Origin of the sequence: Candidatus Paraluminiphilus aquimaris (assembly GCF_026230195.1) — a bacterium.
GTDB lineage: Bacteria > Pseudomonadota > Gammaproteobacteria > Pseudomonadales > Halieaceae > Luminiphilus > Luminiphilus aquimaris.
The window spans coordinates 2,355,627-2,371,615 of record NZ_CP036501.1 but is presented as its reverse complement, the minus strand read 5'-3'; the positions used below and the strand labels follow the sequence as shown (position 1 = coordinate 2,371,615).

General features: G+C 53.0%; 11 protein-coding genes and 1 tRNA gene. 6 read left to right on the top strand and 6 right to left on the bottom strand.

Annotation, left to right across the window (positions count from 1 at the left end; all coding sequences use genetic code 11):
* The first annotated feature begins 11 nt into the window (after nucleotides 1-11).
* The gene (gene hrpA / locus E0F26_RS10885) at nucleotides 12-3,758 is read left to right on the top strand and encodes an ATP-dependent RNA helicase HrpA (protein WP_279241683.1); all 3,747 of its coding nucleotides are present in this window, start codon (nucleotides 12-14) and stop codon (nucleotides 3,756-3,758) included.
* A 49-nt stretch (nucleotides 3,759-3,807) separates the two neighbouring features.
* Nucleotides 3,808-4,533 (top strand): MlaA family lipoprotein, encoded by a 726-nt coding sequence (locus tag E0F26_RS10880; protein WP_279241682.1) that lies wholly within the window; start codon nucleotides 3,808-3,810, stop codon nucleotides 4,531-4,533.
* Here E0F26_RS10880 and dusA read toward each other — a convergent pair.
* A complete protein-coding gene (dusA, locus tag E0F26_RS10875) occupies nucleotides 4,530-5,543 on the bottom strand; it encodes a tRNA dihydrouridine(20/20a) synthase DusA (RefSeq protein WP_279243226.1) in 1,014 nt (337 codons plus the stop codon). The genes E0F26_RS10880 and dusA overlap by 4 nt on opposite strands.
* Nucleotides 5,544-5,714: 171 nt before the next feature.
* Here dusA and E0F26_RS10870 point away from each other — a divergent pair, with 171 nt between their 5' ends.
* The gene (locus tag E0F26_RS10870) at nucleotides 5,715-7,361 is read left to right on the top strand and encodes an alkaline phosphatase D family protein (protein WP_279241681.1); all 1,647 of its coding nucleotides are present in this window, start codon (nucleotides 5,715-5,717) and stop codon (nucleotides 7,359-7,361) included.
* Nucleotides 7,362-7,469: 108 nt separating this feature from the next.
* On the opposite strand, the gene E0F26_RS10865 is transcribed toward E0F26_RS10870, so the two are convergent.
* Genes E0F26_RS10865 through E0F26_RS10850 form a run of 4 tightly spaced genes read right to left on the bottom strand, consistent with a single transcriptional unit; the run spans nucleotide 7,470 to nucleotide 12,525 of the window.
* A complete protein-coding gene (locus E0F26_RS10865; protein ID WP_279241680.1) occupies nucleotides 7,470-9,056 on the bottom strand; it encodes an ABC transporter ATP-binding protein in 1,587 nt (528 codons plus the stop codon).
* Nucleotides 9,057-9,060: 4 nt separating this feature from the next.
* Nucleotides 9,061-9,948 carry an ABC transporter permease gene (locus tag E0F26_RS10860; protein WP_279241679.1) on the bottom strand — a complete coding sequence of 296 codons (888 nt, stop codon included), beginning with the start codon at nucleotides 9,946-9,948 and terminating at the stop codon, nucleotides 9,061-9,063.
* Entirely contained in the window at nucleotides 9,948-10,883 is a 936-nt protein-coding gene (locus E0F26_RS10855) for an ABC transporter permease (RefSeq protein ID WP_279241678.1), read from the bottom strand. Before E0F26_RS10855 ends, E0F26_RS10860 begins: the two co-directional genes overlap by 1 nt.
* A 1-nt stretch (nucleotide 10,884) precedes the next feature.
* The gene (locus E0F26_RS10850; RefSeq protein WP_279241677.1) at nucleotides 10,885-12,525 is read right to left on the bottom strand and encodes a peptide ABC transporter substrate-binding protein; all 1,641 of its coding nucleotides are present in this window, start codon (nucleotides 12,523-12,525) and stop codon (nucleotides 10,885-10,887) included.
* 166 nt (nucleotides 12,526-12,691) lie between these two features.
* Here E0F26_RS10850 and gltX point away from each other — a divergent pair, with 166 nt between their 5' ends.
* Nucleotides 12,692-14,176 (top strand): glutamate--tRNA ligase, encoded by a 1,485-nt coding sequence (gene gltX / locus E0F26_RS10845; RefSeq protein ID WP_279241676.1) that lies wholly within the window; start codon nucleotides 12,692-12,694, stop codon nucleotides 14,174-14,176.
* A gap of 36 nt (nucleotides 14,177-14,212) precedes the next feature.
* On the opposite strand, the gene E0F26_RS10840 is transcribed toward gltX, so the two are convergent.
* On the bottom strand, nucleotides 14,213-14,641 hold the full coding sequence (locus E0F26_RS10840; protein ID WP_279241675.1) for a hypothetical protein: 429 nt from the start codon (nucleotides 14,639-14,641) through the stop codon (nucleotides 14,213-14,215).
* A 95-nt stretch (nucleotides 14,642-14,736) separates the two neighbouring features.
* On the opposite strand from E0F26_RS10840, the gene E0F26_RS10835 reads away from it, so the two are divergent.
* A tRNA-Ala gene (locus E0F26_RS10835) sits at nucleotides 14,737-14,812 on the top strand.
* A 372-nt stretch (nucleotides 14,813-15,184) separates the two neighbouring features.
* Nucleotides 15,185-15,772: a UbiX family flavin prenyltransferase gene (locus E0F26_RS10830; RefSeq protein ID WP_279241674.1), complete on the top strand. Its 588-nt coding sequence runs from the start codon at nucleotides 15,185-15,187 to the stop codon at nucleotides 15,770-15,772.
* The last annotated feature ends 217 nt before the right edge of the window (nucleotides 15,773-15,989 follow it).

The following is a 15,989-nucleotide window of genomic DNA, read 5'->3' as shown; positions in this document are numbered from 1 at the left end:
TTGAGGAGCATGTGAGTAAAGACCGTGAAAGTCGTTTTGAGCGGATTGTTCCTCAGCACCTTTCGTACCCCGAGCAGCTACCTGTTGTTGCTCGAAAAGACGAAATCATGCGGGCTATCGCTGAAAATCAAGTTGTTGTCGTCGCGGGCGAAACAGGTTCTGGTAAGACAACGCAGCTCCCGAAAATATGCCTTGAGTTAGGTCGAGGCCGAGATAAACGCATTGGCCACACACAGCCACGACGTATTGCCGCGCGCGCCGTATCAAGTCGAATTGCCGAGGAGCTTGGCGCCGAAGTAGGCGGACTGGTTGGTTACCAAGTACGGTTTAACGACCAGGTGTCTGAGCAAACAGCGGTCAAGGTAATGACTGACGGTATTTTACTGACCGAGCTCACGCGAGACCGTCAGCTAAATGCCTACGACACATTGATCATTGATGAGGCTCACGAGCGCAGTCTCAACATCGACTTCATTTTGGGTTATTTAAAGCGATTATTGCCCAAGCGGCCTGATCTGAAGGTCATTATCACGTCGGCCACCATCGATGTTGAGCGTTTCAGCAAGCACTTTAACGATGCACCGATTATCGAGGTGTCCGGTCGCACTTACCCTGTTGATGTCCATTACTTGGATGCGGTTGAAGACCGGGATCGTGGCGTGCAACGTCAGGTGGCAGAGCTCGTTGACGAAATTGAGGCGCAAAAGTATGGCCCTCGCGGCGATGTGCTCATTTTTTGTCCGGGCGAGCGTCAAATACGCGACCTAGCGAAAACCCTGCGAGGGCGAGATCGCATTCAGGTTCTTCCGCTCTACGCCCGCTTAAGTAACGCGGAGCAAAACCGTGTTTTCAGTCGGTCGGGATCGGGCATGCGAGTGGTTCTCGCAACCAATGTGGCTGAGACATCACTGACGGTTCCGGGAATACGATACGTTATTGATCCAGGCGATGCGCGCGTAAGTCGTTACAGCCATCGATCGGGACTTCAGCGTTTGCCAATTGAACCCATCTCTCAAGCCAGTGCTAACCAGCGAAAAGGGCGTTGTGGTCGCGTCGCAGAGGGTGTTTGTTTTCGGCTTTACTCAGAGCAAGACTTTTTATCTCGACCCGAGTTTACCGATGCGGAAATTCTCCGCACCAACCTCGCCTCTGTTATTTTGCGCATGCTGGAGCTCGGTCTGGGCGATGTTCGCCAGTTCCCATTTGTCGATCCACCCGAGACTAAAATGGTTCGCGACGGTTTTAGACTGCTCACTGAATTGGGGGCGGTTGGTACCGATGCCAAGCTTACGCAATTGGGCAGAGCCATGGCGAAGTTGCCCGTCGACCCAAAGTTGAGTCGGATCCTGCTCGATGCGGCGAGTCGAGACTGCCTCCATGAAGCACTCGTTATCGTCAGTGCTCTGTCCGTCCAAGATCCGCGTGAGAGACCTCAGGAAAAACGAGCACAAGCAGATCAGCAGCACGCACGATTTAATAATGCCAAATCGGACTTCGTAGCATGGGTTAACTTATGGCAATACGTGGAAGAGCAGCGCCAAGCACTGAGTCAAAATCAGCTGCGTAAACTGTGTGAACGCGAATTTTTGTCGTATCTGCGCATTCGCGAGTGGCGCGAGGTCCACCACCAGTTAGTGCTGTCTTGCCGACAAATGAAGTTTTCTGTCACAGCGGGGAAAGCCGACGACGACAGGTATGAGCCGATTCATAGAGCGTTACTCACGGGTCTACTGGGCAATATTGCGCAGCAAGACGAAGGACGGAAGTTCAACGCGGCTCGTAACCGAAAGGCACAGGTATTTCCTGCCTCGGGTCAGTACAAGAAGCCCCCTAAGTGGCTGGTTGCCGCAGAGCTGGTGGAAACCTCACAGGTATTTGCTCGACAGTGCGCGGCGATTGAACCGGCTTGGTTGTTAGACACCAATCCTGATCTGCTAAAGCGACATCACTATGAACCCGCATGGAGCGCGCGTTCGGGTCGCGTGATGGCCAAGGAGCGGGTCTCACTGTTTGGCCTGACTATCAGTGACGGACAGCGCGTCCACTATGCGGGTATTGATCAAAAGACATCACGTCAGATTATGATTCGTGATGGCTTGGTATCCGGTAACGTTCGAAAGCCTCCCGAGTTTTTGAAGCACAACCTGAAACTCGTTGCTGATGTTATGGAGTTGGAGTCACGCACACGTCGTCGAGACTTATTGGTCGACGAGGAGTCTATGGTGCGGTTTTATGATGAACGTCTTCCGGCGGATTGCGCAAGCGGTGTCGCACTCGACAAATGGCTACGCAGGGACGAGAGCGCCTCGACCAGCTTGAAGATGAATCGTGAGCAGGTGCTAACGCGTGATCCGGGTGGTGAGGTCGAGGATCAATTCCCTAAGACCTTGCGGGTTGGAGAGGTCTGTTTCGACCTCAGTTACCAGTTTGAACCAGGGGGTAACCGTGATGGCGTAACGGTGACGATACCCAGGGCACTGATGAATCGTGCGCCGCGCTATCGCTTCGAGTGGCTTGTTCCAGGTCTCCTTCGAGAGAAGCTGATCGCCATGATCAAGGGTTTGCCTAAAACTTTACGTAAACAGCTCGTTCCCGCACCCGATGTTGCGGATGCCCTACTTGATCGATTGACCTTAAGTAATGAGCCTTTGGCACAGGCGTTGTCGCGCGAGCTAAAAAGTTTGAGAGGCGTTTCGGTATCGCTTGATGACTGGTCACAGGTGGTCATCGAACCCTACTACCAAATGAATATCCGTGTTGTTGATGATCGCAAGAAATTACTGGCTGAGGGCAGAGACCTTTCGAGCCTTATCGCTCAGTTTCGAAGTGACTCTCCCGTAGAGGTTGTGACAACGAAGAATAATCTAGAGCGTGTCAACGTGACGCGCTGGGATTTTCAAGCGCTTCCTGAGGAGTGGCGGGGTAAGTCGGCGGGGGCCGAGGTCATGGCCTATCCTGCGGTGATAAAGGAGGGCTCGGGACAGTTGTCCGTAAGGCTTTTGGATTACGCATCCGAGGCGGCGCGTCAGCACAGGCTTGGTGTGGCAGGTCTTTTACTTCAAGGGGATTTGAAAACAGCCAAATACCTTAAAAAGCAGCTCTTTACTGACAATGCAGCGAAGCTTGCGCTCGCGGGGGCTCAATTAGAGCGAGACCCACTGGTTGATGCGTTGATTGAAGGTGGACTTTGGCAATTGCTCGAGGACATCGCACTGCCTCGATCGCCAGATACGTTTAGTCAGGTGCAGCATCAGGTGACAGCGAACTGGGTACCCCACGTTTTGGAAATGGGTAATCACCTGACACTCGCCGTGAAGACGGCAGCTGGGGTGCGGTCTGTTCTGACGAAATACCAACCTAAAGAATTTTCTGCATCCCGCGTGGATATGGAACAGCAAATAGCTGGACTGTTTGACGCAAAAGCCTTGCTAGAGACCCCAGCCGAGTGGCTGTCTTACTATCCGCGGTATTTAAAAGCGGTTCTCAATCGTGCTGAGCGACTGTCAGCACAGGGGGGGAAAGACGAGAAATCTATGTCTTTGCTTCAGCCTCAGCTCGATCGGCTTTCTAAAGGCCAAAGAGATTATCCGGGACTGGAAGTATTGTCTCGCGAGGCTGTTCGATTTAGGTGGATGCTGGAAGAGTTTCGTGTGTCGCTCTTTGCGCAGCAGCTGGGTACAAAATTGCCCGTATCGGCGAAGCGACTGGATCAGCAGTGGCAATCCGTTGAGCAATGGATGACGAATAACCCACGTTAAAGTGCCGCTTTTTGGTACAGTATCGCCATGTAATGGGAAGGTTTAAATCGTGCGTAGCTTACTCTCCATGCTCACTTATGGGTTCGTCGTTATATCGATAGTTCTCGTACCGGCCTTGGCAAGTGCCAATGACGACCCGTTCGAGTCGTTAAACCGCGAAATATTGGAATTTAATGACGCGGCCGATGCAGCGGTACTGCGGCCTATTGCCGTGGTCTACGATGACATTATGCCAATGCCGATCCGCCGCGGATTAATGAATGCTTACGATAATTTGACTGACATTAATGGCGCGTTAAATGCCGTCTTGCAGGGCCGCCCCGTCAGAGCAGGTAAGAACACCGGGCGCGTGCTGATCAATACGACGCTGGGTTTATTTGGCGTTCTTGATGTCGCATCAGACATGGGAATCGATCGGTACAAGACGGATTTTGGGCATACGCTTGCCCGCTGGGGGGTACCAGAAGGCCCCTATGTGATGATGCCATTTTTGGGCCCGTACACAGTTCGTGCCGGCGTTGGCGATATTACCGATAGTTTCATGTCAGCGAACGACTACCTTGTAGACGACGATCGTATTACGTGGGGGTCGCGCGGATGGCGTGCTCTGGAATATCGAGCGGATCTACTTGAGGCTGAAGAGCTGATTACAGGAGACCGTTATGTCTTTATCCGTGACGCCTACCTTCAGAACAGAGAGGCACTGGTGAATGACGGTGTGATTATCGATACGTTTTCCGACTTTGAAGACGAAGATTGGGACGAGGAGTTTTAGGCGCGACGGCGCTCTATCAGTGCTTGAGTTTGTGCAACCGCCTGCTCAAATAATTCGATACCCGCGCCCTCGCTGTGCATACCTTCGCTCAGAATTCGTCTGAACTGCTTTCCGCCCGGTTGGCGCTGGTACAGGCCGAGTACATGCCGAAGAACGTGATTAAGTTTCCCCCCCTCTGAGAGCACCTGTTCCAAATACGGTATCAAGGCCTCAGCAATGGACAGGCGCGTGTGACCAGAACCGACGCCGTCGAATAACACCCCATCGACGTCACTGACTAACCAGGGGTTCTGATAGGGCTCTCGCCCCAGCATCACACCATCCACATGGGCCAACTGGGTTTGGCATTCCTCGAGCGACGTAATACCGCCGTTAATCACGATCGTAAGGTGAGGGAAATCGCGCTTTAGCTGATGGACCCACTCGTATTTTAAGGGCGGCACTTCCCGGTTTTCTTTAGGTGAAAGCCCCTTTAACCAAGCGTTTCGTGCATGAGCTATAAACACTGCACTGCCGCCCTCGGCCACGGTTCCCACAAAATCTCGGACAACGTCGTAGCTATTGTCTTCATCGATGCCCAGTCGGTGTTTAACTGTGACCGGGATGTCGACTGCGTCATTCATGGCGCTGACACAGTCTCGCACAAGCTCGGCCTCGCGCATGAGGCAGGCACCAAAGGCGCCATTTTGGACCCGATCCGAGGGACAGCCGCAGTTGAGGTTGATCTCGTCATAGCCATATTCCGCGCCCATCTTGGCAGAGATAGCAAGATCGCGAGGAGAGCTACCCCCTAACTGTAACGCAACGGGGTGCTCCTCTTCATTGAACCGTAAGTGCCTGTGCGCATCCCCGTGAATAAGGGCGCCGGTTGTCACCATTTCCGTATAGACTCTGGTGTGCTTGCTCATCAATCGCCAAAAATAGCGACAATGTCGATCTGTCCAGTCCATGCAAGGGGCTGTACTGAATCGCCAGGGTGAATAAGGTTTTTGGTCGGTATCGATACTCATCACACTATTGTCGCACAAGGGCTTGGTCTCGCCTTAAATTCAGGTACTGTTTGTCGACCAAATAACGATAACTTTCACACTACATTCACAGATCTACGCGACATTAGTCTTTCAGATCGCATTCGCTCTGGCCGTGAGAGTGGTGGTTTTAGTAATAGGAAAACGGAATTTATGAACATTAATCGTCGACGCGTTTTGCAAGGAATGACCGCGGGTGTAGGAATTATGGGCGCGAGCCGCATGAGCTATGCATCCACGAGGTCCTATGGGTTTACCCACGGTATTGCGTCGGGCGATCCGCTATCAGACCGCGTCATTCTCTGGACTCGTTATCTTCCAAAGGCGGGTGCTTCCAAAGTGGACGGTCAATTGAGTGAAATTATCTGGCAGGTGGCTGATGACGCGTCCTTTACGCGATTAGTCGCTAGTGGAACTGCGGCCACCCATGCCGGGCGCGACTACACGGTGAAAGTCGATGCGACAGGGCTAGAAGCAGGTAAGCGCTACTTTTACCGCTTCAGGGTGAACGGTGAGTATTCGCCGACCGGCAGTACTAAAACGTTGCCTGTGGGTGATGTCGCGCAGTTTCGCATGGCAGTGGCTTCCTGCTCCAACTATCCACAGGGCTATTTTCATGCGTATGACGATATCGCGAAAAGCGATCTTGATGTGGTGCTGCACCTAGGAGATTACATTTATGAATATGCCCGCGGCGTCTACGTAAACCCTATTGCCGAGGAGACCCTAGGTAGAGCCGTTGAGCCCGAGAATGAAATTCTGACGCTGGACGATTACCGGGCTCGATACGCGGTTTATCGTGCGGACAAAGATTTACAAGCGGCACATGCCTCGCATCCATGGATTTGTGTCTGGGATGATCATGAGCTCATGAATAACACCTGGAAGGCCGGCGCTCAGAACCATAATGAGGGAGAGGGTGACTTTGATGAGCGCATTGCGATGGCGCGTAAGGTTTATCACGAATGGATGCCGATTCGCACCGCAGCGCAAACTGACCAAGCACCAATCTACCGGCAGTTTCAGGTCGGGAATCTCGCTGACCTGATTATGCTCGATACGCGACTCCACGGTCGCGATGAGCAGCTCATTTACCAACGTGATATCCCTAAAGCGGGCGGAGCAGAGGCCTTCGTTAAAGAATTGTTGATGAATCCCAATCGCACCATTTTAGGTGCCGAGCAGGAGAATTGGTTGGCCTCACAACTTGCGGCGGGCCGCGATCGAGGTGCGACATGGCAAATCATTGGCCAGCAAGTGCTGATGGGGAAGCTCATCGCACCTGTCCTCTCAAAAGACGCCATCGATAGCATGGCACTGCCAAAATACTATCGCGAGCGATTAGAGGGTATGCGAGAAATCGCTGAGGCAGGATTACCTATGAATCTCGACGCCTGGGATGGTTATCCGGTCTGCCGCGAGCGCATACACGCCGTCTTTAAGCGGTTTGCCAAGAACCCCGTTGTCCTGGCCGGCGATACTCACAATGGCTGGGCTTTCAATATGCAGGATCAAGAGGGGGACGCCATTGGCGTTGAGATTGGTACGCCGGGCATCACCAGCCCAGGAATGGAGGCTTACTTACCGGCCCCACCAGATGTATTGAGAAAGGCCCTCAAGGCGAGCAGCAAGGAACTCTACGACCTCGATACAGCGAGGCGCGGCTGGACTCATATCGAGTTTACACCTGAGGCGACCACCTCTAAGTGGCGATTTGTCTCTACGATTCTCGAAAGTCGTTACTCGATTTCCGAGAGCGAACCCATTGTTTGCAAAGTCGGCGAAAAGCAGTTCGGGTAAGTCGCATCATTTTCTTTGATGTGAATTTTATTCGTCACTGTGCGCAGGCCCGGCTCAGCCCCCTGACGTCTCTTGGGGGCTCGTCGAAAAATTAGGCGGCTATAGCCGCTAGGCAGCCGTTTTCCCAGGAATAGCGGCTAAGAGGCGCTTTGTGTAGTCGCTGGTAGGGGTATTAAATACCGATGCGGTCTCGCCAACTTCCTCAAGCTTCCCGTGATACAGAACAGCAACGCGATCGGCAATTTGTCGAATAACGGCCAGGTCATGAGAGACAAACAACATGGTCAGTCCGTACTCGTCTTTGAGGTCTTTCAGTAGATCGAGAATCTGGGCTTGAATGGTCACGTCGAGTGCCGAAACCGGCTCATCGGCGACAATGAATTCAGGTTTGGTGGCCAATGCCCGACCAATCGCTATGCGCTGTCGCTGTCCCCCCGAAAACTCATGCGGGTATTTCTTGGCAAAAGCACGCGATAACCCCACGTTATCCATAAGCGATTTGATCGCCGCATCAAGGTTCGAGCGGTCAACAATCTTATGGAGTAAGAGTGGCTCAGCCAGCGTGTCGTATACCGTCATTCGCGGATTCAGGGACGCGTAGGGATCCTGGAATATCATCTGCATCCGACGACGCAGGGTTTTCAAGCTTCCACGGTCCAGCTCCCCAACATTCACGCCATCGAACGCGATCTTGCCTGAGGTGATGGGGGTTAGGCGAAGAAGAGAGCGTCCAAAGGTTGATTTTCCACTGCCGGATTCGCCTACGAGTCCCAAAACCTCGCCACGGTTAATCGTCAGCGAAACATCATCGACGGCTTTGACGGGCTCATCACTGTTTTCGCTTGTGAAGTAAGTCTTGAGGTTGCTCGCGGTAATAAATGGTGTGCGTGATGTGTCTGCGGGCGGTGCCTCGCCACTTGGAATGGCCGCAAGAAGCTTCTGTGTGTACGGGTGCTGTGCGCCCGAAAAAATATCGGTGGGCGACCCTTGTTCAACCACATGCCCCTTCTCCATCACCACAATCTGATCGGCAATATCGGAAACCACGGCAAGGTCGTGACTGATGAACAGCACGCCAATATCACGCTTCTCTTGCAGTGACTTAATCAGTCGAAGAATCTGTGCCTGAATGGTGACGTCAAGCGCCGTTGTGGGCTCGTCCGCTATCAGCAGTTTTGGCTCGGTAATCAGTGCCATCGCAATCATAACTCGCTGGCGCATACCACCTGAAAACTCAAAGGGGTAGGCATTCATCGCCGACTCAGGGTTTCTTATACCGACCTCATCAAGCAGGGCGACAGCACGAGCTGTGGCCGTCGTTTTATCGGCGACACCGTGTACTAGTAAGGGCTCTATTAACTGCTCACCAATGCGCATGTAAGGATTCAAACATGTCATTGGGTCTTGGAAGATCATGGCAATGTCGGAGCCGCGTACGCCCCTTAACTCACGTTCTGAGAGCGCCAGCAGATCTCTGCCATCGAAGTGCGCGCTACCCGAGTCCACACGACCTGGCGGTTGTGGAATGAGACCCAGCAGGGCGTAGCACGAAACGGATTTACCCGAGCCACTCTCGCCAATAATGGCGGTGATGGACTTCGGCTCTACCGAAAAGCTGATGTTCTGGACGGCCTTTGTCGTTCCATTTCGCGTGACAAAGCTGACGCTTAAATCATTAACGGTTAATAGACTCATGCGTTTAATCCTTAGAGCCGCGAACGTCGAGCGCGTCGCGCAAACCATCGCCGAGGAAGTTAAGTGAGAATAGGGTTACGGTGAGTGCAAGTCCCGGGAAGATAAGGAGCCACGGGTACTCTTCCATCGTTTCCGCCCCATAGCTGATAAGCAGTCCCCAGCTGGTTTGTGGTGGCTGGATACCTAAGCCGAGGAAGCTTAAGAAGGCCTCCAGCAACATGACGCTTGGGATGGTCAGTGTGGTGTAAACGATAATTGGGCCGATCGCATTGGGGACAATGTGCTTGAAAATGATCGATCTTGGCGAGAGTCCAAGCGAAATAGCTGCTTCAACAAATTCCTGCTGGCGAAGGGCCTGTACTTGCGTCCGCATGATTCGAGCCATGGTCAACCATTCAACCGCGCCAATTGCTAGGAACAACAAGAGAATATTTCTGCCAAACACCACCATGAGCAAAATGATAAAAATCATGAAGGGTAGGGCGTACAGAATATCCACAAATCGCATCATCGCTGCATCGACGCGCCCTCCAATGTAGCCAGCAACAGCGCCCCAAGTCACACCAATGACGAGGGCCACAGCGGTTGCTATGAAACCCACTGCCAGAGAGATACGCCCGCCATACAGAATCTGGGTCAGTAGATCTCTTCCGAAAATATCAGTGCCTAACCAGTGCGCGGCTGATGGCGGCGATGCGCCCAAATCGAGGTTTTGTGCCTCGTAACCATAGGGCGCAATCAACGGTGTAAGCAGAGCGAGAAGCACCATGGTGATCAATACAATGCCGCCAGCGACGGCCGCTCTATTTTTCTTCAGTCTCAACCAGGCGTCTTGCCAGAGAGATGAGCCATCCTCGGCCTCGGCAAGGTAGTCGATTTGCTCTGTATTCATTAGGCGGCTCCTTTGAACTGCGCGCGGAGACGCGGATTGAGCCACGCCGCGATGACGTCACTGATCAGGTTGAAGAATACGATGAGCGTCGACAAGAACACCGTCGTTCCCAAGATCATCGTGTAGTCGCGGTTGAAGGCGGCCTGGACGTAAAAACGTCCCAAACCGGGTATTTGGAAGATCGTCTCGACAACGAATGAGCCGGCAAGCAGGCCCGCGAAGGCGGGACCAAGGAACGCGATGACGGGTATCAATCCGCCGCGCAAGGCGTGTTGTGTAACGACACGCCATTCGGGCAAGCCTTTGGCTCGTGCCGTGCGGATGTAGTCTTGCGACAGAATTTCGAGCATGCCGGCCCGGCTAAGTCTTGCGATGTACGCGGCATAGGCCGACCCCAGCGTGATTGATGGCAATATTTTATCGCCGGGAAGGTCGCCCCATCCGGCAATCGGCAGCCAATCGAGGTAGATGCCGAAAATGAGCACCAGCAGTGGACCCAGGAGAAAAGAGGGCATACAGATTCCAATCATCGCCAGCCCCATTGGAATATAGTCCTGCCGCGTGTTGGGTTTGAGTGCGGCAAATACACCCGCGAAAACGCCAATGAGGAGCGCGAAGCTTAGCGCGTATAAACCCAACTCAGCGGTTACCGGAAGACCACTGCTAAGGATTTCATTGACGCTGCGCCCTGGGTATTTAAAAGAAGGTCCCAGGTCGCCATTACCTAAGTCGCTAAGGTAGGCAAAATATTGTTCATGCAGCGGAAGATCCAGTTTGTATTGGGCCTCCAGCGCGCGTTTGACCTCGGGTAAAACCGCTTTCTCACTGTCAAAGGGCCCACCCGGCGCAGAGCGCACCAAGAAGAATGTGGCCGTGATGACGACAAAAATAACGGGAATCGCTTGGATTAGCCGCCAGAAAATAAAGCGCAGCATCTCAGTTCGCCTCCTCGTTTAAGCGACGTTCGGGATGCAACGTCACGTATTTAAGGTTCAATGAGTCCATCAGGTTGGGGTAAATGCCTTCTACGCTTGGGTGCACTAAGTGCTTACTCGTGTAGGTGTAAATTGGGATGATGGGCATTTCCTGCATCAGCATAGTCTCAGCTTCATAGAACAACCCATAACGCTCATCTCGACTTTTGGCTTTCGGTGCGCGATTTAAAATAATGTCGTCGTAGACTTCGTTGGCATAGCCCGTATTGTTATTCCCGCCGTCGGTTATGAAGAGATCAAGGAAGTTGTTAGCGTCCACGTAATCACCAATCCAACCTCGGCGCGCCACCTGGAAATTCCGCTGGGACACAGAGTCGAGGTACACCTTCCACTCTTGGTTCGCGATTGTAATGTCGATGTTTAACTCGCGCTTCCACATTTGCTGCACGGCGACAGCGATTTTGCGGTGCGCTTCTTGGGTGTTGTAGATGATCTCAAGTCCCGGCCAACCCTCGCCATTTGGGTAGCCCGCGTCCGCGAGTAATTGACGCGCCTTTTCGGGGTCATGAGCAAACAGTTTTGGCGGATTGTAGCCAAGCGTATCGGGCGGTGTGATGCTGTAGGCTGGAATGGCCGTGTCTTGCAGTACGGTCCGTGTCAGCGTATCGCGATCCAAGGCGAGCGATAGCGCGCGGCGGACTAAAACGTTGTCCACTGGTGGTCGCTCAGTGTTTACGAGGTAGTAGTAGGTGCCCAAATAAGGCGCTTGAACGTAACTTGGGTTCCCGGTCTCGCGGTAGCCCGGAATTTTGTCTAGGGGCACGACTTGGGTGTAGTGCAACTGCTCTGCGCGGAACATGCGCTCTTCACTCACCACGTTTTCGGTTGGGTAGAACACCACACCATTGAGCGCAACATTGTCACGGTCCCAATAGTGATCGTTTTTCTTCATGATAATGCGTCGGTTGAGAGACCATTCTTCCAAGGTGAAGGCGCCATTGCTCACAATGTTCCCAACCCGCGTCCATGGAGTAAATCGATCTGTCATCTTCCCGTGTTGCAGTAAGGTCTCGGGGTGCACAGCAAAGCTACTGTAGTGATCCATGAGCTGCAAAAAGTACGGCGTCGGCGCGTTTAACGTCACTTGCAGCGTGAGGTCATCCAAGGCTTTGACGCCGACCTCATTGAAGTCAGTGATCTCGCGCTTCGAATAGGCCTCTGAATTAGCAATGGGGTAGAGCATGTAAGCGTACAGCGCGCCCGTATCCGGGTGCAGCGCACGATGCCACGACCAAACATAATCGGAGGCGGTGATGGACTCTCCGTTGCTCCACTTGGCATCTGGATTGATATAGAACGTGTAGACCGTGCCGTCATCGCTGATTTCCCAGCGCTCGGCAACACCGGGCTCTGGCTCTAGCGTCTTAGGGTTTTTGACCGCAAGGCCTTCAAAAAGTGCGCGAATAAGGTGGTTTTCGGGAACTCCTGTCACCACATGGGGATCAAGACCTTGGGGTTCTGCACCATTTCCGTAATGCAAAAGCCCCTCTCGATTTCCGGACTCCACATTACTCTCACCACTACCACACCCTGCCAGCAGCGCGAGGCAGCTGACGGCTAAAAACGATCGAAAACAACGCATGATTCTTCTTGCTCTTGGGTTTGACACATCCTATCGAATTTTGCGTCGGGCGTGTAATAAACTCACGCAATAAGTTTAGTGAGAAGCGGTGATAGACAGCTTTATTCGGACCCGCTTCTGTTAACATTGCGCGCTTACAAAAGCCCTTCATCGAAAAGAGATTTACATGACCGTCAGAACGCGCGTTGCCCCATCTCCTACCGGCGACCCCCACGTAGGCACTGCTTACATGGCCTTATTTAACCGGTGCTTTGCAAAAGCGCACGGTGGGCAGTTTATTTTGCGCATCGAGGACACGGATCAGGCGCGCAGCACCGCGGCTGCCGAGCAGATGATTTTTGACTCGCTCAGGTGGCTAGGGCTCGATTGGGATGAGGGGCCCGACGTTGGCGGTGATCACGGACCGTATCGTCAGAGTGAGCGGCGCGATATTTATGGTGGGTACGCTTGGCAACTGGTAGAGCAGGGCGATGCCTTCGTTTGCTATCGAACTCCCGAGGAGCTCGAAACATTGCGTGAAGCCCGTCGTGCTGACGGCCGATCAACGGCCTTGAAGCCCGCGGATCTGGAGTTGAGTGACGCCGAGCAGATGGCACGAAAGGCCGCAGGTGCGTCGTTTGTTATTCGCATGCGTGTGCCAGATGAGGAAGGGGCGTGTCTGATTCACGACCGCCTTCGTGGCGATATCGAGCTCGACTGGAGCATGGTCGATGCACAGATCCTTCTAAAGTCAGATGGTATGCCGACCTACCACCTTGCCAATGTTGTGGACGATCACCTCATGGGCATCACCCACGTAATTCGTGGCGAGGAGTGGTTGAACTCAGCGCCAAAACACAAGTTGCTCTATCACTACTTTGGCTGGGATATGCCTGAGCTTTGTCACCTGCCGTTGCTCAGAAACCCTGACAAGTCAAAGTTAAGTAAGCGCAAGAACCCGACGAGCATTCTCCATTACGAGCGCATGGGTTTCCTGCCAGAGGCGCTGGTTAACTACTTGGGTCGTATGGGATGGTCTATGCCCGATGAGCGCGAAAAGTTCTCGCTGGACGAGATGCAGGCAGCGTTCGATATTGATCGTGTATCACTCGGAGGCCCTATTTTTGATGTTGAAAAACTCAAGTGGCTTAATGGCACTTGGCTTCGCGAAGACTTCGACGCTCAGACCTTAAAGGAGCGCTTAAAGTCCTGGCTCTGGAACGATGAGACCTTAGATAAGATCTTGCCGCACGCGCAGGGCCGCATGGATGTCATGTCTGACTTTATCCCAATGTCAGCTTATTTACTGTCGGGTGAGGTTGCGGTGACCGCTGAGGCCTTCGATGGCACGGCGGATTCACAAGAGGAGCTGCTTAAGCGTTTGCAGTTCGTGTTGTGGCGACTAGAGGCACAGCAGGATTGGGAGCGCGGGGCTTTGTTTGCCGCGCTCAAAGGCTTGGCGGACACGTTGGAATTAAAGCCAAAGGTTTTGTTCGCACCGCTCTTCGTCGCAATTTCAGGCAAGTCGAGCGCTTACTCGATCCCAGACTCAATGTCGATTCTTGGGCCTGACCTCACGCGCGCTCGTCTAAGAAACGCCATCAGCGTTTTGGGTGGCGTGTCTAAGAAGGCCGCAAAGCGACTCGAGAAAGAGTACGCAGCGTTAGCCTAACCAACACCGCGCTGCCGCTTTGAATGTGGTGAGTGGCTAGCGCGGCCGGTTGAGAAGTGCGATGAGTGCCAAAATGGCGACCACGATCTCAAACGTTAGAACACCCCACGTATAGCTGGTGAAGCTAGACGTCATCTCAATGCCGACTTGGCTGCCTGCAACCTCTACCGTCGAGTCGAGCTCACGGATTACGGTAAAGGCTCTTGCGGCGCCAATGTAAAAGATAATGACAAACAATAGCCACAGGCCGGCCTTCAAGTATTCTTTGATAACGGCCGAAGCAAGCAAGATAGAGCCTACGGCAATTTCCATACCGCCATACATGGCGGCTATCTCCGCATAGGCGTCTTGAGAGGCAATAAATAAACCCGACCAACCAGCAGGAATTTCTGGGTCATAAACGCTAATGACACCTAAACCGAAGAAAATGGCGCCTGTAACACCCAACAGTAATTGACCAAACATTTTTTGCCTCCCAGATTTGCCTCCGACACCATAGCAAACCTGATTCCGCCTTGACACCGGCCGCGCTTACTCGTAACGTTCGGCCTCTTCGATTTGGGGCCATAGCTCAGCTGGGAGAGCGCAACACTGGCAGTGTTGAGGTCGGCGGTTCGATCCCGCCTGGCTCCACCAAATTCCTTCCGTAGTGATCAGTTCTTTCTGGCTTCCCTCACGGTCGCCGGTCTACGTTCTGTGGCTTTCTTGCATTGTGCTAGGGGAGCTTCCTGTGGGAAATATCATCGAAATTTGCGAAATAGGCATCTGCAATAATGCCATGGCAGCAGTGACCAAGGCGTGACGAGGTAAGCCGTCGTGTCCAAGCTAATACCCGAGCCTCAATGCCCAATCTGTGACATGACGGGTGCTTTGGGGTTAGAGTCGCACTCGTTGTAAGTCGGTTGTGTATGGTCTCTCGATAAAGGGCCAATGCCGCTAACGGTGAGCTATTAATTGGGCCTAGCTTAAGCACATTGGGTCTTTTCAGAGAAGGTAGAGTTACCCCAGATGAGCAGACAGAAACTAATCGTAGGAATCAGCGGCGCCTCGGGCATCATTTACGGTATCCGTATGCTCGAAGCGTTGCGCGCGTCGGACATTGAGACTCATTTAGTCATGAGTAAGTCCGCAGAACTGACGCTTAGTTATGAAAGTGACCTGCGCGCTGATGACGTAAAAGCATTGGCTGATCACTGGTATCCAGTAAAAGACGTTGGGGCCGCGGTCTCCAGCGGGTCCTTTCCGACAGCTGGTATGGTAATTGCACCGTGCTCTGTGCGAACCATGTCGGAAATCGCGACTGGCGTTACCTCATCGCTCCTTACCCGAGCGGCCGACGTTGTCCTAAAAGAGCGCAGGAAACTCGTTTTGATGGTGCGTGAGACGCCGTTTCATACGGGGCACTTGAGAACGATGACGGCACTATCGGAAATGGGGGCGATCATCGCACCGCCGCTGCCTGCCATGTATACACGCCCTGAGAGCGTCGATGACATCATTAACCACAGTGTCGGGCGTGTTTTAGATTTGTTCGAACTTGAGAACGATCTTGTGAATCGCTGGGGTATTACTTCCGGTGTCCGGGACAAAGACTAACCCCTGTCAAACGCACGGCGGCGTGCCCTCTAAAATCCGCAAATAACGTGGAAATGTCAGTAAATAATGGCTCGATAACAGCTGAGCCAACCTATGACTGTGCTTGAATTTGTTATCTAAATCCGTAAGGTTATGGTCAGTTCGGCGTACATAATTAAAAAAGCGAAAGAGTCCGACGCACATCTCTAAAAGGTTTCGCTGAGTCAGAGATGAACAG